General features: G+C 67.1%; 19 protein-coding genes. 9 read left to right on the top strand and 10 right to left on the bottom strand.

Annotation, left to right across the window (positions count from 1 at the left end):
- Positions 1–7 precede the first annotated feature (7 nt).
- A complete protein-coding gene (locus tag LZ199_RS04510) occupies positions 8–895 on the bottom strand; it encodes an NAD(P)H-binding protein (protein WP_253992394.1) in 888 nt (295 codons plus the stop codon).
- Positions 896–1054: 159 nt separating this feature from the next.
- On the opposite strand from LZ199_RS04510, the gene LZ199_RS04505 reads away from it, so the two are divergent.
- A complete protein-coding gene (locus tag LZ199_RS04505; RefSeq protein ID WP_253992393.1) occupies positions 1055–2029 on the top strand; it encodes an AraC family transcriptional regulator in 975 nt (324 codons plus the stop codon).
- 39 nt (positions 2030–2068) lie between these two features.
- Positions 2069–3055 (top strand): RNA ligase family protein, encoded by a 987-nt coding sequence (locus tag LZ199_RS04500; RefSeq protein ID WP_253992392.1) that lies wholly within the window; start codon positions 2069–2071, stop codon positions 3053–3055.
- A gap of 40 nt (positions 3056–3095) precedes the next feature.
- Here LZ199_RS04500 and LZ199_RS04495 read toward each other — a convergent pair whose 3' ends face one another.
- Entirely contained in the window at positions 3096–4097 is a 1002-nt protein-coding gene (locus tag LZ199_RS04495; protein ID WP_253992391.1) for a Xaa-Pro aminopeptidase, read from the bottom strand.
- A 155-nt stretch (positions 4098–4252) separates the two neighbouring features.
- On the opposite strand from LZ199_RS04495, the gene LZ199_RS46620 reads away from it, so the two are divergent.
- From LZ199_RS46620 to LZ199_RS04475, 4 genes are all read left to right on the top strand, one after another.
- Entirely contained in the window at positions 4253–5287 is a 1035-nt protein-coding gene (locus LZ199_RS46620) for a HEAT repeat domain-containing protein (protein WP_253992390.1), read from the top strand.
- Between the two features lie 218 nt (positions 5288–5505).
- On the top strand, positions 5506–6501 hold the full coding sequence (locus LZ199_RS04485) for an efflux RND transporter periplasmic adaptor subunit (protein ID WP_323389187.1): 996 nt from the start codon (positions 5506–5508) through the stop codon (positions 6499–6501).
- Between the two features lie 55 nt (positions 6502–6556).
- A complete protein-coding gene (locus tag LZ199_RS04480; RefSeq protein ID WP_253992388.1) occupies positions 6557–7501 on the top strand; it encodes an efflux RND transporter periplasmic adaptor subunit in 945 nt (314 codons plus the stop codon).
- Positions 7491–9734, top strand: coding sequence for a peptidase domain-containing ABC transporter (locus LZ199_RS04475; RefSeq protein ID WP_407667165.1), 2244 nt, complete (start codon positions 7491–7493; stop codon positions 9732–9734). Before LZ199_RS04480 ends, LZ199_RS04475 begins: the two co-directional genes overlap by 11 nt.
- Before the next feature lie 200 nt (positions 9735–9934).
- Here LZ199_RS04475 and LZ199_RS04470 read toward each other — a convergent pair whose 3' ends face one another.
- The 5 genes from LZ199_RS04470 to LZ199_RS04450 all read right to left on the bottom strand — a co-directional run bounded on the left by LZ199_RS04470 (position 9935) and on the right by LZ199_RS04450 (position 13731).
- Positions 9935–10117, bottom strand: coding sequence for a hypothetical protein (locus LZ199_RS04470; protein ID WP_253992387.1), 183 nt, complete (start codon positions 10115–10117; stop codon positions 9935–9937).
- Between the two features lie 111 nt (positions 10118–10228).
- A complete protein-coding gene (locus tag LZ199_RS04465) occupies positions 10229–11650 on the bottom strand; it encodes a radical SAM/SPASM domain-containing protein (protein ID WP_253992386.1) in 1422 nt (473 codons plus the stop codon).
- 205 nt (positions 11651–11855) lie between these two features.
- Positions 11856–12215: a hypothetical protein gene (locus LZ199_RS04460; RefSeq protein WP_253992385.1), complete on the bottom strand. Its 360-nt coding sequence runs from the start codon at positions 12213–12215 to the stop codon at positions 11856–11858.
- A 183-nt stretch (positions 12216–12398) separates the two neighbouring features.
- Positions 12399–12989, bottom strand: coding sequence for a hypothetical protein (locus LZ199_RS04455; protein WP_253992384.1), 591 nt, complete (start codon positions 12987–12989; stop codon positions 12399–12401).
- A 259-nt stretch (positions 12990–13248) separates the two neighbouring features.
- On the bottom strand, positions 13249–13731 hold the full coding sequence (locus LZ199_RS04450; protein ID WP_253992383.1) for a hypothetical protein: 483 nt from the start codon (positions 13729–13731) through the stop codon (positions 13249–13251).
- A 326-nt stretch (positions 13732–14057) separates the two neighbouring features.
- Here LZ199_RS04450 and LZ199_RS04445 point away from each other — a divergent pair, with 326 nt between their 5' ends.
- Positions 14058–14501 carry a hypothetical protein gene (locus tag LZ199_RS04445; RefSeq protein ID WP_253992382.1) on the top strand — a complete coding sequence of 148 codons (444 nt, stop codon included), beginning with the start codon at positions 14058–14060 and terminating at the stop codon, positions 14499–14501.
- 388 nt (positions 14502–14889) lie between these two features.
- On the opposite strand, the gene LZ199_RS04440 is transcribed toward LZ199_RS04445, so the two are convergent.
- Positions 14890–16515: a hypothetical protein gene (locus tag LZ199_RS04440; protein ID WP_253992381.1), complete on the bottom strand. Its 1626-nt coding sequence runs from the start codon at positions 16513–16515 to the stop codon at positions 14890–14892.
- Between the two features lie 272 nt (positions 16516–16787).
- Positions 16788–17567, bottom strand: a complete 780-nt coding sequence (locus tag LZ199_RS04435; protein WP_253992380.1) for a DNA/RNA non-specific endonuclease — start codon at positions 17565–17567, stop codon at positions 16788–16790.
- Positions 17568–17738: 171 nt separating this feature from the next.
- On the opposite strand from LZ199_RS04435, the gene LZ199_RS04430 reads away from it, so the two are divergent.
- Positions 17739–18623, top strand: coding sequence for a beta propeller repeat protein (locus LZ199_RS04430; RefSeq protein ID WP_253992379.1), 885 nt, complete (start codon positions 17739–17741; stop codon positions 18621–18623).
- Positions 18624–18765: 142 nt separating this feature from the next.
- On the opposite strand, the gene LZ199_RS04425 is transcribed toward LZ199_RS04430, so the two are convergent.
- Positions 18766–20529, bottom strand: a complete 1764-nt coding sequence (locus LZ199_RS04425; protein WP_253992378.1) for a family 43 glycosylhydrolase — start codon at positions 20527–20529, stop codon at positions 18766–18768.
- A gap of 134 nt (positions 20530–20663) precedes the next feature.
- Here LZ199_RS04425 and LZ199_RS04420 point away from each other — a divergent pair, with 134 nt between their 5' ends.
- On the top strand, positions 20664–22001 hold the full coding sequence (locus tag LZ199_RS04420; RefSeq protein WP_253992377.1) for an AHH domain-containing protein: 1338 nt from the start codon (positions 20664–20666) through the stop codon (positions 21999–22001).
- The last annotated feature ends 7 nt before the right edge of the window (positions 22002–22008 follow it).

Raw genomic sequence — 22008 nt, 5'->3', positions numbered from 1 at the left:
TTCCCAGTCACCGCCCCGTGGCGGCGAGCGCGAGCTCGTCCACGAAGTCCTCGAACCGCGTCGGCGTCGTGTTGGCCTCGGTCCGCCCCTCTCGTGGGAGGACCCGGCCTTCGTTGAAGGCGCGCGTCATCTCGACATAGAGCCCGGCGAACGTCTCTGACATTCCGGCCTGCGCCATCGCCTGGGTCATCTCCGCCGGGGCGAGCTGGACGTACTCGAGGCCGGGCTTGCCCAATCGCGCTCCGAGCAGGCGCGTGGCCTCGCGATAGCTGAGGTCCCTGGGGCCCAGCAGCTCGCGGATGGCCAGTCCCTTCCAGTCCCGGCGCAGCAGCGCCTTCGCCGCGACGTCGGCGATGTCGCGAGACGCAATCATCGGAATCGCGAGGTCCGCATCCACGGAGTCCGCGTTGACGCCCTGGTGCTCGATGACGTGGAGCGCGTCGAAGAAGTTCTCGAAGAAGGACACCGGGCGCAGGAGCAGCACGTTCGTGTCCTTCAGCGTCTTCAGCCGCTCCTCCTGCGCGTGCAGCGTGGCGAGCAGTCCCGTACCCGAGGGTTGCTCCGCGCCCAGGCTGCTCAGGGAGACGACGTGGCGCACGCCGCTGTCCCTCAGGCCCTGGACGATGGCCTCGCCCTTGCGGCGCTGGTCCGCGTGGTAGTCCGGCGACTCGCGGTCCGCGGGCAGCAGGGTGTAGACGGCGTCGGTGCCGCGAAACGCCTTCGCCAGGAACGCGGCGTCGCTCGGGTCTCCCGCGAGCACCTCCGCGCCGCGTGCGTGGAGCTCCGCGAGTCTGCCCTCGGAGCGGCCCAGTGCCCGGACCTCCTGCCCGGCCGACAGCAGCAGCTCCACCACCTTCTTGCCCGTGTTCCCGGTCGCTCCCATCACCGTCAACATGTGTCCTCCATGGGGCCCTGGGCCCCGGCGGCATTGGCTTGCCTGAAGTCCAATATCGAGGCTTCGGGCGGGACTCTCAATGATGGTAAGTCGCTGGTTCATGCTCATTCGTCCAGGAATGGCTGGACGAAGGGGAGGGCGGGTGCGGATACTGGGGGCATGACGGACCTGATGCCCCCGGTGGACTCGCTCGGCGAGGCGCTGCACTTCCTGCGGATGAGCGGCACGTTCTATTGCCGCTCGGAGCTGACGGCGCCGTGGGGGCTGTCGCTGCCGGTGATGAAGGGCAGCCTGATGTTCCATGTCGTGACCTCGGGGCAGTGCTGGCTCGAGGTCGACGGCGCGGAGGACCAGCTGCTCCAGCCGGGCACGTTCGCGCTGGTGCCGCATGGTGAGGGGCACCGCTTGTCGAGCGAGCGCGGTGGACCCACGCGCAAGCTGGAGGAGCTCCCCGAGGAGCTCGTGAGCGAGCGCTACTCCGTCCTCCGTCACGGTGGGGGCGGGGCTCCGACGACGCTCATCTGTGGCGCCGTGCGATTGGACCATCCCGCGGCCCAGCACCTGGTCACCCTGTTGCCGAGCCTCATCCGCGTGGAGCCCTCCGGCTCACCGCGCATGGACTGGCTCCAGAGCACGCTGCGCTTCATGGCCGCCGAGGCGAAGGAGCTGCGGCCCGGAGGCGAGACGGTCATCACCCGACTGGCGGATGTGCTGGTGGTGCAGGCGCTCCGGGAGTGGATGGCGCAGGACTCCAGCGCGCGCACGGGCTGGCTGGGGGCGCTCCAGGACCCGGAGCTGGGGCGCGCGCTCGCACTCATCCACCGCGAGCCGACGAAGCCGTGGACGGTGGCCTCGCTCGCCGCGCGGGTGGCGATGTCCCGCTCCGCGTTCTCCGCGCGCTTCACCCGGCAGGTGGGCGAGCCGCCCATGCACTACCTCGCGCGGTGGAGGATGTACGTCGCGCATACCGCGTTGAAGGAGGAGCGTCCCGGGCTGGGCGAGCTGGCGGCGCGCATGGGCTATCAATCCGAGGCGGCCTTCAGTCGCGCGTTCAAGCGCTTCATGGGCGTGTCACCGGGAGCCGTGCGAAGGGGCGAGGCGAAGTCGCCCCCGTCCCTTGCCGCGTCCGTGTGACGGCAGCGCGGCCCGGGCACTTCAGGCATTCTTCCAGGCATGGCACAGCCTCCTCCATTTCGGACGTACGCGAAGATGCCCGCGGCGGGCGAGCCGAAGTCAGTCGCCAGCCCCGGTGGCCCGTGGATCGCGCTGGAGAAGGTTCATGGCGCGCAGCTCGTCATCGCCGTGCGCGCCGGACAGGCGTGGTTCGGCAAGCGCAAGGCGTGGCTGACCGAGGAGGAGTCCTTCTTCGGCTGGCAGCTCGTGCGGGCGCAGCTGGGCTATGCGGCGGAGCGGATGGCACAGGCGCTGGGGGCGACCAGCGGCACGGTGTACTTCTACGGGGAGCTCTTCGGCGGGCACTATCCGCATCCCGAGGTGCCGCCCGTGCCGGGCCTGTCCGCCGTGCAGACGGGCATCTGGTATGCGCCGGACCTGCGCTGGTCTCCGTTCGACGTCCTGCTCGTGCGGGATGACGAAGACGAGGGCATTTTGCTGGCCCACCCGGAGCTGGAGGCCGCGGCAAGGGAAGCGGGGCTGATGACGCCACCCGTGCTTCGACGAGGGACTCGCGGAGACATGGACAGCGTCCCCACGCGGTATCCGACGCGAGTCCCCCACCTGTTGGGGTTGCCGCCCCTCTCCGGCAACGTGGCGGAGGGGCTGGTCATCAAGAGCGAGCTGCGCGCCTCCCCCAGCGCGCGTGCCTCCGTCAAACGGAAGATCGACGAGTTCAGCGAGGGCCGCTTCGACGAGAGCGAGGCGTGGAGCCCCCATCAGGCCCTCTCGGTGGAGACGCTCGCGGACTGGTCCGCGCGATTGGTCAACCCCGCGCGAATCGCCAGCGCGATGTCCAAGGTCGGACGAGACCAGGTCGAGTCGCTGCTCGACGAAGTCGTGCTCGACGTGCGCGTGGACCTGGAGCAGGCGTTTCCGCTCGCCTGTCGCTCGCTCGATGCCACGGGGGAGGACTTCCTGTCGGCGCGGATTCGCGAGCGGGCCCTGGTGCTCATCCGGGCCGCGCTCGCGCCAGTCGCGCAGTGAGGAGGGCTGACCCTACGGACGTTGAGGATGTCCAACCTCATCAGGGGCGGGGGAGCTCCAGCCCGAGCGCGCGCATGGGAATGCGGTACATGTCGCCGGTGCCACCGCCGATTCCCTCAATCGAGCGGTCATCCCGCGGCGTGTCGAACCGCTCGCCGACGTCACCGGTGAAGGGGCGGGTGCTGCTGAAGTAGAGCCACTGCCCGTCGGGGGACACGCTGTGGTTGTAGTCGCTGGCGCTCGAGTTCACCCCTTCGCAGAGGCGTCGCGCGGGCTCCCAGATGCCATTCACCCGGCGACTGAGGAAGAGGTCGTAGCCGCCCAGTCCCTCCGGGCGGCGCAGGGCGCTGAAGAGGAGGTAGCTCTCGTCCGGAGCAATCCAGGGCTCCAGCTCGTGGGCCGTCGTGTTGATGGCCGCGCCCAGGTTCTCCGGCGGTTGGTGCGCGCCGTCGACCCAGCGTGACACCCAGAGGTCGCTGCCGCCGTGGGTGCCCGTGCGCTCGCCGCCGAAGTAGAGGTTGCCGTTGGCGGCGACCGCGGGTGACCACTCGTCGAGGCTCGCGTCGTTGACGGGGGCGGGGAGGCGTCGCGCGTCTCCCCATGCTCCGTGCGCGTCCAGCGAGGCGGCCCAGATGTCGTACGACGTGCGGGCACCGGACTCGCCGGGGAGGGGGCGATTGGAGATGAAGTACACGGTGCGCCCATCGGGCGACAGATGGGGATCCGCGTTGCTCCACTCCGCCGCGAAGCGGGGGCGCTCGGGCTGGGACCAGGATCCATCGTCCGTGAGCCGCGTCTCGTACATCGTGTACTGCTCGAAGCGATTGTCGGCCCGTCCGAAGAGGACCCGGCGCTGGTCGGGTGAGAAGGCCATGAAGAAGTCCCAGGCCCCCGTGGTGAAGAGCCCCGCGCCATGGAGTTGGGGTGTGCAGGTGGCGTCGGACTTCGTCGTCATCCTCGCGCTTCCCGCATGGGCGCCACACGCCAGGGTGGTGAGTGCCGCCGCTCCGAGAATCCCTCGCATCCACTTCCATCCCTTCATCGCCTGCTCCTCGTGGACGCGCATTCCGTCCTGGAGAGGTCACCGGTAGCATCCGGGGACGAAGCGAAACTTTGGGAATGTTGCGGCGGGTCTGCTACTTCGATGCCTCTCCCCGAGGAGCCTTGGTGAACCGAGTCCGTCCCCTGGATGAGTGGGTGTCCCGTCTTTCCGCCGCTGCCCCGAAGGACGTGGCGCACGCGCTCGAGGTGCTGGGGGATGCGCTCTGCGCGGACGATGGGGCGGTCCGGGAGCACGCAGCGGGGCTCCTGGTGAAGGAGCTGGCGCGCGCGGATTCGGCCGTGCATGGCCCCATCCTCCGCCTGCTCCAGACGTCCTGGTGGCCGCCGCAGGAGCGGCTCGCCCAGCCCGCGCTGGAGGCGGTGCTGACGGCGGCGGCGGGGATGAACGCCGACGCTCCCGAGCTGGACGAGGCGGCGCTGCTCGTCTCGAACCTCTACCGGTCGCACCCGCTGCCGCTGGGCGTGTTGGAGGAGGCCCTGGTCCATGAGAAGGCCTCGGTCCGCCGGGTCGCCGCCGGGGCCGTGGGTCGTGTGGGTACGGCGGCGGTGTCGCTGCTTCCTTGCCTGCTCCTGGTGCTCGACGATGCCGAGCCCGTGGCGGGGGCGGCGTTGGAGTCCCTGGGCTCGCTGGCCTCGTCCGCGCCGGAGCTGGCCCTGCCCGCGCTGTTCGACCAGGTGAAGCGTGCGGAGGGCGCGCGGCAGTACCTGGCGCTGATGTCGCTCCGGAGCCTGCTGGAGGAGGGGCGCCGCGAGGGCAAGCCCGCGCCGGAGCTGGTGTCCCTGGAGCCGGTTCTCTTGAAGACGGCCGAGGACCCCCTGCCTCCTGTTCGACTGGAGGCGGTGTCCCTGCTGGGCCTGGGGCGCCTGTCCTCGCTGTCCACCGTGGCTACGCTGCGCCAGCGCCTCAAGGATGAGAGCCCCGCGGTGGCTGCTTGCGCCGCCGTGGCCCTGCTGCGTGTCGGAGCTCCGCCCCAGGAGGCCGCTTCGCTCCTGGCCGCGCAACTGGCGGCGCCCGAGCACTCGGAGCAGGTGGGCGCCGCGCTCAGCGCGCTGGAGGGCGTGGAGCCCGCCACGCTCGGTCGCATCCGGGACACCCTGGAGACGGCGGCACGAAGCGCGACGGAGCTCGTGGGCGAGGCCCTCCGCGAGCTGCTCCCGCGTGGCGGCTGAGGCTGAGTGCCCTCGCGGAGCGCGGGAGCGCTCGTGCGCCCGCCTCCTTCACATACAGGGCTCCAGACCGAAACTACGTCTGCTTGCCTCCCAGGCGAGAGAAAGCCATTCATTCAAAGTCATGGCGAGACTTTCGGGATGCCCGGTGCCTCGCTTGCTATTCGAGGTATTGACCAGGCGTCTGTCGGCCGTCTGCGCGTCGTTACGGGAAGAGAAGCATGCCCCGTATAGTCCGCCAACAGATGATCTCACGCGCGTCCATAGGAGTCCTGGGCTTGGTCCTTCTGGCGTCCCTTGGCGGAGTGTTCGCCGCCCGAAGAACGTGGCGGCGGCCGACACCGGAGAACGTCGCGGCGACTCCCAGACTCAGCGAAGGCGAGCGCCCGAACAGTTCCCGCACGAGCGAGACGGGCGACTTCTTGGGGGTCGTCATCGCCGAGGTCTCCGTGAACCTGGCCGCTCTCATCGATGGGCGGGTCGCAGACGTCAAGGTTCACGTCGGGAGCGAGGTGCGCCAAGGCGAGCTGGTGGCGACGCTGGAGGCCCGGTCGGTGCGCCAGGAACTGACCATCGCGGAGGCGGAACTCCTCTCCGCGCGGGCGGAGCAGTCCGTGGCCCGTGTGGCATTGGAGCAGGCAAAGGAACGACTCCAGCGGCGCGACACGTCACAGCAAGTCCTCACGGGGGCGATCTCCGAAGAGGAGCTGTCCACCGCGCGCTACGAGCAGCGGATGGCAGCGGCGCAGTTGGAAGTGGCAAGTAGCAAGGTGCAGGAGCGAGAGGCCCGGGTGGCGCAACTCAGTCAGCGGGTGGCGGAGACGTTCATTCGCGCGCCCTTCGATGGCGTCATCGCGAGCCGATTCATCCATCCGGGTGCGCTGGTGCAAGCGGGGACACCTCTCATCCACCTGGTGCGCCGGGGCGCTCCGCAGGCGCGCTTCGCCATTCCCGCCTCCCAGGTGCGACGCGTGTCCGTGGGGACGGCTGTCCAGGTGACGGTGCCCGAGCAGGGCCTGGTGCTCCAGGGCAAGGTGACCCAGGTGGCGCCCGAAGTGGATGTGGCCTCCTTGATGGTGTTTGCCCTGACGAGCCTGGAATTGGAGGGGCAGCAGTTCGCCCTTCCCGCGGGCTCCGTGGTGCGAGTGTCCTTGGTCGAAGGAGAGCGGCTCGGGCACGCAGATGCGCGCGTTCGGTCCGAACCGCACAATCCCTGAACGAGTTCCCCAGCCGGTGGATTCACCCGCGCCGTTGGGAGGAGCAGAGAGCACCGTGGAAGAAAAGCCATCCATCTTTCGAAAGCAGGCGGTCGAGTACTATCGACACTACCGTCGCCAGGAGGGAGATGTGCTCCATCTGGCACCCTCCTGGACGCGGTGGACCTACTGGCTGCTGGCCGCGCTCCTGCTCGGAGGTGGGCTCTTCTGCCTGTTGGGATCCATCTCCGAGTTCGCTTCCGGGCCCGCGCTCGTTCGACTGGATCGTCGCACGGAGGTAACGGCGCCCAGCGGCGGAGTGGTGGCCGCCATCGAGGTCCAACCCGGTCAGCATGTCGTGGCGGGACAGCCGTTGGTGACATTGCAGGCCGAAGAAGAGCGTAACACCCTGGCTCGCCTCCAGCGCGAGCTCGAACTGCACCTCGTGCGCTACATGAGGGACCCGTTGGATGAGTCCTCGCGTCAGGCCTTGACGACACTCCGCGCCGAGCGCGAACTCGCGCAGGCCCGCCTGGAGGCGCGTTCCCTGCGAGCTCCCGTGGCGGGCGTGGTCGGAGATTTGAGAATCCAGCCGGGCCAGTTCCTCGCGTCGGGCACGCGAGTGGCCTCGCTCGCGGATGACGATGCGTCCGTGCATCTCCTTGCCTTCCTCCCCGGTTACTACCGGCCCTTCCTTCGGCCAGGCATGACTCTCCGGGTGGAGTTGGATGGCTTCCGATACGATTACCACGAGCTGCGCATCGAGACCGTCGGCGACCAGATCATTGGCCCCAATGAACTGCAGCGCTATCTGGGGCAGGACCAGGCCGACGCTGTGAAGACCGTTGGGCCCATCGTCCTGGTCCGGGCGCGCGTGCCCTCGCACACCTTCACCAGCGATGGACGCATCTTTGGCTATTTCGATGGCATGCCAGCGCGAGCCGAAGCCGCGGTCCGGGTCGAGCCCATTCTCCTGACATTGATTCCTGGATTGAAGGCGCTCTTTCCCCATGATGACTGAACAGATGCCCTCTGGGCCGAAGCGTGGCCTCCTGGAGCGATTTCCCGCCCTGAAGCGCCTGCAGCCCAGGTTGACCCAGCGTCGTCTCCCCGAAGTGCGGCAGTTGTCGGCCACGGATTGCGGAGCCGCCTGCCTGGCCATGGTGTTGGGTTACCACGGCCGCGAGATGAGCCTGGACGCGGTGCGAGAGGTCACGGGTTCCAGTCGTGACGGCATCACCGCCCGGACCTTGCTGGACGCAGGGCGTCGCCTGGGGCTGCGCGGGCGGGCGGTCTCCCTCGACCTGGATCGGCTGAGTTTCCTGCCCACGGGCGCGATCTTGCACTGGGGCTTCAATCACTACGTCGTATTCGAGAGGATGGCAGGGGGCGCGGTACACCTCATCGACCCGGCGCAGGGACCTCGTCGGCTTGCGCTGGAGACCTTCGGCAAGCACTTCACGGGGGTGGTGCTGCTCTTCGAGAAGGCCGAGGACTTCCAGAAGCTCGCCGCCGAGCGCGAGGGCGTGTTTCGCTATCTCCTGCCGTTGCTCGGGCAGTCAGATACGCTGGGGCGCATCGTGGTGCTGTCGGCGGCGCTGCAGATCTTCGCGCTGGCTGTGCCGGCACTGATGGGCATGGTGGTGGACCGGGTGGTACCGCGTGGCGACTACCATCTCCTCGGTGTGCTGTCCGTGGCGCTGGCCGCGCTCGTCGTCTTCCAGTTGCTGACGTCGATCATCCGAGGACATCTGCTCCTGGAGTTGCGTGCGCGCCTGGACTCCGGGATGACGCTGGGGTTCTTGGATCACCTGGTCGACCTGGCGTACTCCTTCTTCCAGCTACGGCCAGCGGGGGACCTCATGATGCGCATGAGCGTCCAGACCACGGTGCGGGAGATCCTCTCCTCCACCGCCATCTCCACCGTGCTGGATGGCACCCTGGTGCTGCTCTATCTGGTGCTCCTGCTCACGGCCAGCCCATCCATGGGGCTCATTGTCCTGGGGCTGGGGTTGGCCCAGGTGCTCGTCTTCGTGAGCACACGTGAACGACGGCGCAGCCTGCTGACCCAGAGCCTGGAGCTGGACGCTCGCAACCAGGGCTACGTGATGTCGATGCTTACGGGCATGCAGACACTGAAGGCCTTCGGGGTGGAGCGGCGTTCGGTGGAGAGCTACTCACACCTCTTCGTGGACGTGTTGAACGTCTCCTTGGCACGGGGGCGGCTGACCTTGTGGCTGGACTCGGTCATCGGCATGTTGCGCCTGGCTTCGCCGCTGCTGCTCCTGAGTGTGGGCGCCTGGCAGGTGCTGGAAGGGCAACTGACGCTGGGAACCATGCTGAGCCTCAATGCGCTGGCGGGGGCGCTGCTCATGCCGCTGTCCAGCCTGATTGGCACGGCGGGACAGTTCCAGTTGCTGGGGGGCTACCTGGAGCGCATCAACGAGGTGCTGGATACGAGTCCCGAGCAGCCGCCAGGGAGTGCGGGGGCCACGTTGAAGCTCCAGGGCGCCATCGAGCTGGAGAAGGTGAGCTTCCGCTATGGTCCTACGTCGTCACTCGTCGTCCAGGACGTCTCGCTGCGCATCGAGCCGGGGCAGATGGTGGCCATCGTCGGGCGCTCGGGGGCGGGGAAGTCGACAATGGCCAATCTCTTGATGGGGTTGCACCTGCCGACGAGCGGACGCGTGCTCTACGACGGCGTTGAGCTGAGCCACCTGGACCTGCGCGCGCTGCGCGGCCAGCTGGGGACCGTGCTCCAGGAGCCAGCCTTCTTCAACTCGTCGTTGCGCGACAACATCACGCTGAACGATCCGGACATCCCCTTGGAGCGCGTGGTCGATGCGGCGAAGCTGGCCCATCTTCACGAGGACATCCTCCGCATGCCCATGCAGTACGACACGCTGCTGGTGGATCGCGGGCTGTCGATGTCGGGAGGTCAGCGGCAGCGGCTGTCCTTGGCACGAGCCCTGGTGCGCAAGCCTGCCGTGCTGCTGCTGGATGAGGCCACCAGTGCGCTGGACGCCATCACCGAAAGCCAGGTGCAGGGTTCCCTGGCCTCGCTGTGCTGCACGCGCATTGTCATCGCCCATCGGCTCAGCACCGTCCGCCGCGCCGACCTCATCGTGGTGATGGAGGCGGGGCGGGTGCTTGAGGTGGGCAGGCATGAGGAGCTCCTCGCGCGCAAGGGGTTCTATGCGCAGCTCGTGCTTGCCCAGCTGGAGCACAGCGTGGAGCACAAGTCCGCGGCGTGATGCCTCACGCGGTACGGGCACTTCGAACGGGACGACGCGCGGACAAGGTCAGAATGGGGCGCCTGGATGGCGGTGCCGGGCCCCTTCCGCCAGACTCGTCGAAGCCGCCCTGGTTCAGACGCAGGAAACAGCAAAGCCGCCTGGGTGCATGCTGCACCCGGCGGCTCTGCTTCGTGCCGTCGCGAACGACGGGACTTCAATCAGGCTCCCTTGCCACCACAGCCGGCAACGAAGTTGCAACCCGAGTTCGTGGTAGGGCAGTAGAGGTCGGCGTCGACCACGGGGGCATCAGCGAGGCCGCCCACCACGTTGGTGAGCATGGCATCATCCAGCTCCACCACTTCAAAGACGTGCTGCGGATTCTTCATCAGTTCATTCGACACGTGAGTGCTCTCCTGCGTACTACATGGCAAGTCCCCCAATGGGACTTGGAAACCTGGGCAGGGAAGGGGTGTCCTCCTTCCGATGCGTCCAGGAAGCTCGTGGGGATCGGGCTAGCGAGTCATTGCTGGGACCTGCTTGACCTTGCCGTTGTCGACATACTTCAAGGTCTCCAGCATCTGGCGCTTGGCATAACGGCGCGTCGGAACGCAGGGGGACTCCCCGGTCTGCATCCGGACCAGCGGACAAGAGATGCCCTGGCAGTTGGGCAGCATGATGCACTTCTTGCACTGGTTGTCCGACTCGAAGGCCGGCTCGGTCCACAGTCCCATCTTGTCCGGGTCCAGCGTCATCTCTCCAGAGGGCTGGATCTGCCCGACGATGTTGCGCTCATCCGTGTCGAGGACGACGGTGCACTTCATGACCTTCCCCGTCGCACCAATGATGAGGTTGTAGGGCCGGGCCGCGTAGCACACTTGTGCGCCGGGGAGGTTCAGTCCCCGGAGCGTCTCCACCTGGAGCCCCCGCTCATTGGCTTCGGCCTTGAGCTGAGCGCTGATGTCGAATCCGCTGCTGCCGCAGACCTCGACGTTGGCGTCATTGGCTCCGCCCCAGCGGCCCACCGGATGGAAGTGAAAGCGGAAGCGAGAGTCCGTACCCAGTTCCTGGCGGACCTGGTCCATCAGTCGCGGGACGTCCTCGTGATTGCCTGGAGCAAAATTGACGCGAAGCAGGACGCTGAAGTCGTCCTTTCGCTTCGCCAGGGACTTCAGGTTGTTGAAGATGGTCTGAAACGTTTCACTGCCATCGCGGGCTGGCCGGCTCTGATTGTGGTGCTCGGCGGGGCCATCCAGAGTGACCTGGAAGTGGTTGAGTCTCCAGGAGAGCAGCTTGTCGGCGACGTCTGGGGTCAGCAGATAGCCATTGGTCGTCATGGCGCTGCTGTACCGAACCCCGTGCTTCTCCGCCATGTCGCGGACCCAGGGAGCGATATCCTCGATGGCCGAAAGGCCATAGAGTGGCTCCCCGCCAAACCACTCGATGTGCAGATTGCGGAGCTGGGGCAGGCGCTTTTCGACCATGCGCTTGATGCCCGTGCGAACCAACGGGTGCATCGTGCCATGCTCGAACTTCTCGTAGCAGTACTGGCAGCGGAAGTTGCAATCCTCGGACGCCAGGAGGATCAGCTGCAGGACATCCGGCCGAAACTGCTGCTGCCCGTAGATCAGCTGAACCTGGCGGTATTCGTTGACGCCCCTCTGGATCAGGATGCCTCTCTCCACCAGGTACTTCACGAGGTCCCGCTGCGGAGCCTCGAAGCCCTTCTGGCTGAGCATGGAGATGACGGTTTCCGCCTGCTCGGCCTTGAAGACACTCATGGACCCACGCAGGGTGTTCCAGATGATGAGCCGGCCATCCTGCGCGGAGGCGCGAATGTTATAGCGAGATGGCACCCAGTGCTTCGCCCCTGGTTCCAGCGCTGGATGTAGAACGTGCGCTTTGTCGTCGTGTGGCGACCGCTTCAGAAGATTCACGGGGGAAGTGGAGTCCATTTTCACCAACTGTAGGATTGACGAACTGTGGGCGCGGGAAAGCCAACAGGTGCTCAGGTGCGCCTGCGCTTCGGATTCTTGAAATGGCAATTATTTGCTGGACGTTTCAAGCGTGGCCTAAGCCCCGGCAACGTCTTTCATTAGATTGGCAGGGGTCGCTTTCAAATTGCAAGTCCCCTATTTCCCGTCAAACCCGCCTGTCTCCACGAGTGTCCAGGTGACCTGATGGAAAGCCATTGCCAGTCAGGCTCATGAGCTTCCAGGCGGGCGAGCGCTCCAATCCCACACCGGTCATCGTGACAATGGCAATGTCGACGCCGAGTGCTTGGAGCGAATCAAGAACGCCAGACATGGATGACCATCTTTGGAGGTGTGCGAGCTCCTCCGTTCCGGCGGCGCCCCAGGGTTCGCCTCCATCCACTTCGGTCAGCGAACCCTCCAGTGCTCCCTCGACGCCGCGATGTGTCCACTCGCGCGTCGACTCGAGCTCGAAGACCACGCCCAGCAGCCCGCGCACCACCGCGCTCGCGCGCTGCAGCTGGGACACGACGCTGCTGCGTCAGCGCCAGCGTACGACGCGGGAGGGGGCGAGCCTGACTGCGCGGCGGCGACGGATGCAAACAACACTCGGCCCGTACGGGCGGTGGTCGCAATCACGTCGAGCGAGGGCTGCTTCACGGCGGGAGGCGGCGTTGGCCTGCCTCCCGCCGCTGACTTCTTCAACTGGGACTCAGCCCCGGATGGTGACGGACACCCGGACGGTGATGGTGGACCCGTTCGGGCAACGGACGGTGACGCTGACGGTGATGGTGATCTTCCACGCCTGCACTTCGTCGATGGAGGCCTCGACCACCGTCCGGGGGAACGGCAGCGGGTTGGGGACCTCCAGCGAGTGGGTGTCGATGCTCGACGGCAGCCGGGCGACGACCTTTCCGTCCAGGGAGATGAACTCGGTGGTGCCCGGGTACGCCCCCACGGTGACGTCGTCGCTCGCGGCATGGGTCTTCAGCCGGTAGTAGCCAGCGGGGATTCCGGCGGCCGGGAAGTCCACGTAGGCGAAGGCCACGTCCGTTCCGTTGGGGAACTCGGTGGCGGGCACCTGCTCGAAGCCCGCGATGCTGGTGCCCACGAAGGTGACGTTCTTGGACGTCGCCGAGACAATCTCCTCGACGTTGATGGGCACCTTGGCCGCGTGCGCGGCATCGATGAGGGCCTTGGCATCAACGCCGCTCGGCTGGGACTCTCCGGCCCAGGCGGCGGGCCCGGAGGTGAAGAGCACTGCGGCGACAACGGCAAACACACTGAGCAGACGATTACGCAAGCACGACTCCAAGGTGTAACTACGGGGGAAGGCCCTCGGGAGTGCAGTGGCGGTGCCATTCCAGATGGCGCTGGCGAGGATGTGCAAAGCTTCAAGTCCACGCGAAGGCCCGTAGCCATCCGTGTCACGCACCCGGTATCCGTGTGACCTCCGAGGTCACAGGCCCCTGGGTGGAGGACGAGCGGGTCGTGCAGGGTGCCCAGTCCCGACCACGCCCCCGGAATCGCCGGGGGCATGACCGGGCTCTACGCGTCCAGCATCAATCGCAAGGGAAGGTGATGCGTTTGCAGACACTCTCTCCGGGACAGCAGTGGAAGCCTGACCTGCAGGAGGGAGGACACACCGGCTCAGTGGGGCCGTAGTAGCCCTCTCCAACAACCGTGGTGAAGCCCAGCATCGTGGTGTGCGTCATCTCCGCATAGAGCCGGAACTCGTAGGTGTTGTCAGAGACGATCCACGTCGCGTCCTGACACCCGCTCTGGCCTCGGGCGAAGAGCGTTTCAGGGAGCCCATTCATGCTCAGCCATATCTCCGCCGTGGAGGTGCCGCTCGTGTTCCAGCAGATGGTCGTCGTGCCCGTATACGCTTCGTTCAGGTTGATGCGAACGGTCGAGGGACTGGAGGTGACGCTGCCGGCGGCCAGCTCGCTCGAAAGCTGCCCCAGTTCGTCGGTGTCCTGGGCGTCCGGCCCCGCGCAGGCAAGCGCGAAGGCAGTGAGGAGCAACAACAGGATGCGCTTCATGGTCAGCCACTCCTTGCATGGGGTTGCGCCGCGGAGCCGACCACGGACTCGCGCCCATGCTCAATCGGAATTCATACCGGGGGTGAATAGAGACATGGCGGATGACGAAACGACGGGCTTGCAGGGCCCACACGCCGATGCCGGCCCCTGGGCTTGGCGGTGTGCGTCGGGCGCGATGACGCTGTGCGCCGCTCTCGACGCCATGAGTCAAATCGGCGGTGCGACATGACAGAACCATGACAAAGGCATGGAGTCGTCATGGATCTTTCGCCTACACCGCCGCAGTAGGTTGGCCGTACTCGCTGACCTGCAACGGGGCTTCTTGCATGCGTGTCATCTCTCCGGGCCTCCTCGTGGCGGCCGTGACGGAACTCTCGCTGTCGCGGAGCGCGAAGTTGGTTCGGCTCAAGGACGTCATCGCCTGGTGTGAGTGGAACGGGGTGGACTACGAGGGGCCCGGCGGCAAGCAGCAGGCGCTCTGGGACGCGGACCGCGATGAGGCCGAGGGGCCGCGCCGCCTCCTCAAGTTCAAGAGTGGGGAGTGCAAGCAGTCCCGCGCGGGCTGGGCGCTCATCGCGCACGGCGACAAGGCGCGCGAGGCGGCGACGCAGCTCGGCTGGCGCGAGCAGCTCTGGGATGGGGGGAAGTGGGACTGGCTCGGCGGGAGTGCCCCTGTCGTGGCCCGGCGACCCAGCGCGAGCAGGGCGCGGGCCAGCACCGAGTCCCACACGGAGCTCGCCGTCGAGCAGCCGCGCCTCCAGGTCGGCTGATCCCGGGTTCTTGTCACTGGACGTGAACCGGGCGCGTTTTCTCGCGGAGTCGCTGGAGGGAGTTCGTTTCCTTCGCGGGGCCCATGGTGCTGGAGGCACCACCTCGGGGGTTGTGCGTCCTGCTGGAACGCCCCGGCTCACGTGCCGCGTCCCTCTCGTACGCGGCCGTGGGGCCTGCCCCGACGACACCTGACGGACGGCCGCGTGGTGCCCCCCTTGCACTGGGTAGGGCTCCCTCTCGCGAAAGTCCTGCTGGATGAGCCTCTTCCGACACCTCTTCGACAGCGCGCTGTATTCCCTCGCCCTCACGGGCCTCGCGCTGCTGTTGCTGAGCAACAGGGGCTGAGGGGCCGGGCGCGGCGCTCGCGCACCCGGCCCCGAAGTCCGCCTACTTGACGCGCGCCAGGTTCACCGTCGTGTTCCCGCCCACGGAGAGGAAGCGGGACGCGTCGCCGAAGAGGCCGAACGGGTCGAAGATGCTGTTCTGGTTCCGGGTGTCCTCGTCGTCGGTGTGGACGAAGCCCGTCGAGATGCGCTTGCTGAAGTCGTTCGCGGCGAACACGCCGTAGCGGAAGCCCAGGTCGGGCATCGCCGCCATGGTGCCGCCGGGCTCGGTGTTGCCCCGGAACACGCAGAACTTGAGCGTGGTGTTGCGGTCCGAGCCGTTCGGATACACCGGCCCCTGAGACGAGTTCGCGTTCCGGGTGTCCTCGTTGTCGAAGGAGCGCGAAATCATCCGGGAGCCGTTCGGGCAGCCGCCCGAGCCCAGCAGCAACACGGCGTAGTGGTTCTGCTGGATGCTGGCCTGCGACAGGGACTTGAACTTCCGTCCATCCACGCGGCAGAAGCGCCAGGTCGTGTTGTTGTTGCTGGTGATTCCGCCAATCCAGCCGCCACGGCCGTTGGCGTTGCGCTTGTCCTCGTCATCCATGTGGATGACGACCAGGTCGTTCCAGTTCGGGCAACCCTGGCCCTCGGGGATGACGCCCACGAACGGCTGGGGCGGCGGAGGAGGGGGAGGGGGCGGCGGCCAGTGTTGGCCGGGAATCGGACCATAGAGCCTGGCCGCCCACGTCTGGGAGAGGGGGTTCCAGGTGAAGCTGCGTCCGACCAGCGTGACGCCGCTTTCGAGCGCGTTCTGGGACACCAGCGTGAACTCGACGGCGCTCGTCGTCGTCTCACCCAGCGACCAGCTCTGGCCCTCCGAGTTGATGAGGAACCACTGGTAGAGGTTCGCACCAGCGCCCCCCTCGGCGCGGAACACGGTGTTGTCGTCGTTCTCCGCGAGGACGGCCAGGTGGGGCATGCCGCGGTTGATCACGGGCTGGGACTCCGTCTCCGGCGGCAGGTTCGCCAGCACCTGAAGGGGCAGCGGAACGTCCGCGATGTTGTCAATGGAGACGGCGCTCACCTCCGTGGAAGCCGCGGGCTCGTCGCACTTGTCGTCACAGGGCGTCTCCGCGCGGACGCCCAGCAGACGCTCGGGGGACAGGGTGACCACGGCGTCCACCTCCACCTCGTTTCCCTGAGGGAAGAGCTCTGCCAGCGTCCCGGCCGGCAGCACGAGGACGAGCCGCGCGACCTGTGCCTTGGCTTCCTCTTCCAGCTCGTCCGCGCTCACCGGCACCAGAACGCCGAGCTCCGCGCCCACCACCTGCGAGAGGACGTCCGGCAGGCTCATGCCCGCCTGCAGCGCGGCGAGGGACTCGTCTCCCGCGTCGACGAGCAGCAGGTCCACGTCCGCCAGCTCCTCGGGAGTCAGCAGCTCCTGCCACAGCTCGTTGGACGCGGGGATGACCGAGACCCCTTGTGAATACTGATACTGAACCAGGAACCCGGCCGCCGCCGCTCCGTCCACCGCTTCCCAGCTGGAACCGGAGATGCGCACCGCCCGGCCCGTTTCCGCCTGGGGCTCGGTCGGGGACTCGCTCGGTGTCTCGTCCTGCGCGAGCGCATGACTTCCCGCGAGGACTGACAGCGCCAATACCAGTCGCTTCAATGCGTTACATTTCATTTGCAGCACATGGCCACCTGCTCAAAGAGAAGGCAGGTAGAGAAGCATTTTGGGATTGTGTAGTAAATCCATGTAAAGCCTGACCCATGGGTGGCGAAATGCCAGGGCGCCTCGCACCCGGGGCGGGTGCGTCCGCGTGCTCTTGCATGGGATTGGCGGACGGTGAGGACATCCACCCTGGGCAGCTGGGCACGGGTTCTTGGTCGGGCGTGAGGGCCATGCTGACACCGCGCCGGGGGAGGGGCGGTCTTCACCCGGCGCGGCCTGACACCTCAGTTGCAGCCCTGGCTCGTCAGGAAGTCCACGCCCCGGGTCCGCGAGGCGGCGCCGTTCGAGCCGCCCCCGTCCGTGTTCGAGAAGGACAGCGACACGCTGGCGCCCGAGGACTGGTTGCGGAGCTCCATCGTCAGGTTGTTGGGGATGAGCGTCGTGGAGTTCGGGTAGTTCGCGCCGATGGTGTAGCGAAGCCGGCCGCTCGGCAGGCTCCCGCACCTGGCCATCTTGTTCTCGAGCTGCACCCAGTTGCCCCGGTTGAAGTTGGCATCCTGGGGCACCAGGTTCGCCCGCCCGCCCCAGCCGCCGAGCTGCGAGCCGATGAGGTGCCCGCCGTCATAGTCGTTGCTGGGGTTCTCCGCGTCGCCCCACTGACCGACGCTCGTCTGGCAGGTGTCGGCGCGCGGCGCCGCGGCGATGGGCGGCAGGTTCTTGTAGGCCCGGCTTGGCCGGCCCGCGGTGTCGATGAAGTAGTACTCGCCATCGAAGTTGTGCCAGACGTTCCGGTCGCTCGACGGGAAGTTCTTCGGGCAGTCGCGGATGGCGGCCTCGGAGACTTCCCCGTGGATGACGTAGCCGACGCCGTACTGCCCCAGTGCCTCGCGTATCTCCGCCTCCGGGTGGCTGTCGAAGAAGTCCATCAGCCCGCTCGGGCCACCGAAGTCCTGCTCGAGCTGACGGGCGACGCCGTCTCCGCCCAGGTCCATCTCCGTGGCGCCACAGCCGCCGAGCCACAAGACACACACCGCCGCAACGGAAAGCTTGTTCAGGGCACGCATTCTCTTGGGTCCTTCCAGAGCCGGGTTTTCGAGCTGCGTCGGCTTGTTTACCAAGAAAGAGAGAGTCGGAATGCGTGAATTTCTCGCGAACTGAGACGACGCGGCGATGGGGGGCCGTCGTCGCGCCTGGGCTCGTTCGGAGAGATGGGGTAGTCAGCCGCCGCGCACCCCATGAAAAATCCGATCATCGCGGCACGAGAGCTCGTCCGAGGCGCAGCGCGGTTTCATGACCTCCTCTACATCATCAGCAAGGGCAAGACGCTGCTCAAGGACGAGATAGCGCATACCAGCGTGGTGGCCATGGACGGAGGGGATTGGGCCGACTGCGTGGACACCACCTGGAACTCGACGGCCATCGCGGTGGCTCGGCGACCCTCGGAGAAGATGGTTGTGATTGGTGAAGACGGGGAGGTCGTCACCTACGCCAGTGGCAAGAGCAAGAAGGAGGCGCTGAAGCCCGCGCCGGTGATGATTCGCAACGCGCGCGAAATCGCGGGGTGGGTTTATGCCTGCGGGATGAAGCGGCAGGTCTACAAGCGCGTCGGTGATGGGAAATGGGTGGCGATGAATGCGCCTCTCGCGGCGGCCACGGAGGGGGCGGGCTTCGAGGCCATCGACGGCTCCTCGGAGACCGACCTCTACGCCGCGGGCTGGGGCGGAGAGGTCTGGCGCTACGACGGGAAGAGCTGGTCGCCCTGCGAGAGCCCCACGCGCGTCATCCTCAGTGCCGTCTGCTGCGCGCCGGATGGCACCGTCTACGTGGCGGGGCAGCAGGGCGTGTTGCTCAAGGGGCGAGGGACCTCCTTCGCCGTGGTTGCCTGGGCGGAGGAAGTGACGAGCGACTTGTGGGACCTGTGCTGGTTCCGCGGCAAGCTCTACGTCGCCACCCTGTCCGCGCTGTACACGCTGGAAGGCGACAGGCTCGTCAAGGTCGACTTCGGCGAGGCGGGAACGCCCACGTGTTACGGGCTGACGACCGCGGAGGAGGTCTTGTGGTCCATTGGCCGCGACGACGTGGCCTCGTTCGACGGCACCACGTGGACGCGCTACGAGTGAGGTGTTGCCGCGCCTCCGCCGGTCTGAACCGGTGTGTTGCCGTGCACTCGCGAGCACAGGCGTCATGACGGCCAGGGGCATGAGGTGAGGGCCTCCGGGTGGCATCGTCGCGGATGCGCACCCGGAGGGGGCTGCAAGCACTTCAGGGGATGACGATGTGCGACTGCATGGCGCGCCCGTCATAGGGCGTGGCGCCGCAGCGGGCCCGGGCCCAGTCTCCATTCACCGCCGAGCAGATGCGGAAGGCCTGGATGTTGGAGGCAGGCACGTTGATGCCGGGCGTGTCGCAGCGGCCCTGATAGGTCCAGGAGAGGCTCTTGTTGACGGCGCCGACGCCGATGCAGGGGCCAATCCACGCGCCGGTGTCTCGCCGCTGTACGTCGATGGAGTACTGGGCGGTGGTCTCCTCCTCGCTCCAGCTCAGGTCCACGAAGGGCGTGAATCCACCCGGCAGGTCCAGGGCGACGTCGTCGGAGATGCCGTCATAGGCCCGCTCGACGAAGGGGCCCCAGACGTTGTTGTTCGAGTAGAAGATGCGGAAGGCGGCGATGTCGCCCTTGGTCACCACGCGGTCCCCGGCGCTGCGGCACACGCCGTCGAAGACAGTCTTGTTGGCCTGTCCCAGCACCGCCACGGACAGGCACGGGCCCACCACCGTGCCGTCGCGCAGCACCACGTCGAGCGAGTAGCTGTAACCGGTCAGCTTGTTCCACCGGACGTTCACCTGGTTGAGCGAGTGCAGCGAGCCGTCCGGCTTGAAGGCGACGCGCTGCTTGTAGGTGCTGCGCCCGGTGAGGTTTCCCCCGGCGTCGAAGGCGCCGACGTGGAAGACGTTGAAGTACTCACCCCTGCGCTCGACGATGACGTTGTGGCCGTGGCTCTGCACCAGCCTGCCGGCGGTGTTGCGCAGGGGTTGCGAGAGCCGCCGCATCGCGCGTGCCCGCGTGAGCTGGGGAATGGAGTCCCCCATGATGTAATACATGGCGTACTGGCTGTTGTACCAACCGCCGCTCAGGAGCAGGTAGTACAGGCCATTGCGCTTGAAGACCTCGGGGGCCTCGTTGATGCCTTCCTCGTAGGCGGGCGTCGAGAACACCGCCGGGCCCGCGTGGTTGTAGACGGTGCCAGGGGCAGCGGTGTTGAAGGAGGAGATGTTGTTGCCCCGGTCGAACCAGACATAGAAGAGCCAGCGGCCCGACGTGTCATTGAACGTGGCCGAGTCGATGCGGATGTTCCGGTTGCATCCCTGCGGCAGGCACGCGGTGCCGGTGGAGGTGCGGGGCCACGTGGTGTTGGCGTGGATGGGCTGGGGCACTCCGAACTGGAGGTTCAGGTCGGGAGCGGTGGCCACGAAGGTCGTCACCTCCTGGCCGGACGGAGGGCACGCGGCGCCGTTGGGAACCCGGTGCGCGGAGAAGTATAGCTGGTACGCCCCGTTGTACTTGCCGAGGTCCGGCGCCCAGAGGAAGCAGTAGTCATACACGGGGTCGGCTACGGACGGGTCGTAGGAGCGCTTGAGCTGGTAGCTCGTGAGGTCTCGCGTCTCGTAGATGGGCAGTTGCCACCCGTTGCCGGTGCCGGCCAGGAAGAACAGGTCATCGTGTTCCTTGTAGACGTCGGGGTCGGCAAGTCCCGGGACGAGCAGGGTGCGCCGACCGTAGTCGCCACCGCGCGTGGCGCAGGCGGCGTCGGTGAAGCCTTCGTCACAGATGCAGCGCGCGGTGCCTGCCTCGTCGCGGCAGACGCCATGACCGCTGCAGGTGACGCCGTCGCAGACTCCGGCCAGGGGCTGAGTCGTCGAGCGTTCTTCGAGCGGGGGTTCCAACTCCGGTGATGGCTCGCCCCCGCATCCGACGATGGTCAGCAAGAGCGCGGACAGCAGGGAGATGACTCGGGCGGTGTGCATGGACTTCCTCCTGGTGGGAGCGTCGCAGGAAGGCGGCGTCGGATAAAGCTTGAGTTTCCGGACATCCAGCTCCAGAACGCGGCCATGGTCTGGCCTTGTCCCGGAGCTGGAGCCCCTTCCTGTTGGAGGGCTCGATGAGCGTGCGACGTATGGCCGCGCTGCTGTTGGTCTGGCTGACAGGCTGTGCTTCGGGGCGCGTGGTGCGCCTGGAGACGGGGAAGGGACCTCCGGTCGTCTTCACGCCTCACAGTGGCGAAGCCGGACCGGTGGAGGTGGAGCGGCGCGAGTTCACGGAGGCCGTAACCCGGCTGGCGCGGCAGATGCGGCTCCCTGCGAATCCCGAGCGGGCTGCGCGGAACCTCCTGGGCGTGGAGGCTCGCGCCGGCTCGTACCTCTTCAACCCGCGCACCCGGCAGGTGACTCCGCTGGAGGGAGAGTCGCTGGCCGCCGACATGCCGCCCACGGAGGTGGAGCTGTCGCGGGCATATCTGCGTTGGTGCGAGCGCACGGGACGCAAGGGCGACTGTCTGCGGCTGCTGGTGGACAGCTCCACCGTGAGCGGGGACGGGCGCTATGCGCTGACCATGGCCCTGGCCCAAGGCGTGGTCCTGGAGGAGATGTTGGACGCCTTCAAGGACATGGCCGACCCGCATGCGGCGCTGTCGGCGGCACTGTGGACCATGACCCTCTACATGGTGCTCTGGTCTGTGCCTGAGCCGGTGAGCAAGGGCCTGGCAGCCGTGATGACGGCGACAGCGATTGTCTACCTGGGGGTCGACACCTTCTGGTCGCTGGTCACGGGCTTCAAGCTGCTGGTGGAGGAGGCGGACCGGGCGACCACGTTTGACGAACTGCGCGAGGCAGGGGAGCGCTACGGACAGGTCATGGGCCGGAATGCGGCGCGAGCCTTCGCGCTGCTGGCGATGGTGGCCGTGGGGAACACGGCTGCGGGCTTCGCGAACAAAGTTCCCACGCTGCCCGGCTCCGCCCAGGCGGCGGTGCTGGCTGGGGACCGCGCGGGTCTCCGCCTTGCCTTCGTGGGCGAAGTGGGCGCGGTGGCTGTGTCAGGCGGGGCAGTCACCGTGGCACTCGCTCCTGATGCGGTGGCCTGGACCATGGCTGGCACCGTTGCCGCTCCGGTGGACGCGGAGGGCCACGACCACCACATCGCCACGAACAAGTGGTGGAAGTCGACGAACAAGGCAGGCCCGTGGTCGCCTCAGTTTCAGGCGATCTTCGACAAGGCTGGAATGACGCTGAATGACCCCGCCAACATCGTCCGTGTGAAGGGGCACAAAGGGCCCCACCCTCAGGAGTACCACGAAGCAATTTTTCAACGCCTGGCTGACGCAACCGAGGGGTGCCGCACCATGCAGCGATGTCGCGAGGCGCTCGCTGCGGAACTGCGCGACCTCGCCGGGGAAATCGGTTCGCCTGGGAGTGACCTCAATAGACTGGTGACGGGCACCTAGGAGGCCG

Origin of the sequence: Myxococcus qinghaiensis (genome assembly GCF_024198215.1) — a bacterium.
Lineage (GTDB): Bacteria > Myxococcota > Myxococcia > Myxococcales > Myxococcaceae > Myxococcus > Myxococcus qinghaiensis.
This window is presented reverse-complemented; position numbering and strand designations above follow the sequence as displayed.

What these genes read in the sequence shown, in the direction of transcription:
- LZ199_RS04510 (WP_253992394.1), bottom strand. Translation starts at nt 895, where the DNA reads ATGTTGACGGTGATGGGAGCGACCGGGAACACGGGCAAGAAGGTGGTG.
- LZ199_RS04505 (WP_253992393.1), top strand. Translation starts at nt 1,055, where the DNA reads ATGACGGACCTGATGCCCCCGGTGGACTCGCTCGGCGAGGCGCTGCAC.
- LZ199_RS04500 (WP_253992392.1), top strand. Translation starts at nt 2,069, where the DNA reads ATGGCACAGCCTCCTCCATTTCGGACGTACGCGAAGATGCCCGCGGCG.
- LZ199_RS04495 (WP_253992391.1), bottom strand. Translation starts at nt 4,097, where the DNA reads ATGAAGGGATGGAAGTGGATGCGAGGGATTCTCGGAGCGGCGGCACTC.
- LZ199_RS04485 (WP_323389187.1), top strand. Translation starts at nt 5,506, where the DNA reads ATGCCCCGTATAGTCCGCCAACAGATGATCTCACGCGCGTCCATAGGA.
- LZ199_RS04475 (WP_407667165.1), top strand. Translation starts at nt 7,491, where the DNA reads ATGATGACTGAACAGATGCCCTCTGGGCCGAAGCGTGGCCTCCTGGAG.
- LZ199_RS04450 (WP_253992383.1), bottom strand. Translation starts at nt 13,731, where the DNA reads ATGAAGCGCATCCTGTTGTTGCTCCTCACTGCCTTCGCGCTTGCCTGC.
- LZ199_RS04445 (WP_253992382.1), top strand. Translation starts at nt 14,058, where the DNA reads ATGCGTGTCATCTCTCCGGGCCTCCTCGTGGCGGCCGTGACGGAACTC.
- LZ199_RS04440 (WP_253992381.1), bottom strand. Translation starts at nt 16,515, where the DNA reads ATGAAATGTAACGCATTGAAGCGACTGGTATTGGCGCTGTCAGTCCTC.
- LZ199_RS04435 (WP_253992380.1), bottom strand. Translation starts at nt 17,567, where the DNA reads ATGCGTGCCCTGAACAAGCTTTCCGTTGCGGCGGTGTGTGTCTTGTGG.
- LZ199_RS04430 (WP_253992379.1), top strand. Translation starts at nt 17,739, where the DNA reads ATGAAAAATCCGATCATCGCGGCACGAGAGCTCGTCCGAGGCGCAGCG.
- LZ199_RS04425 (WP_253992378.1), bottom strand. Translation starts at nt 20,529, where the DNA reads ATGCACACCGCCCGAGTCATCTCCCTGCTGTCCGCGCTCTTGCTGACC.
- LZ199_RS04420 (WP_253992377.1), top strand. Translation starts at nt 20,664, where the DNA reads ATGAGCGTGCGACGTATGGCCGCGCTGCTGTTGGTCTGGCTGACAGGC.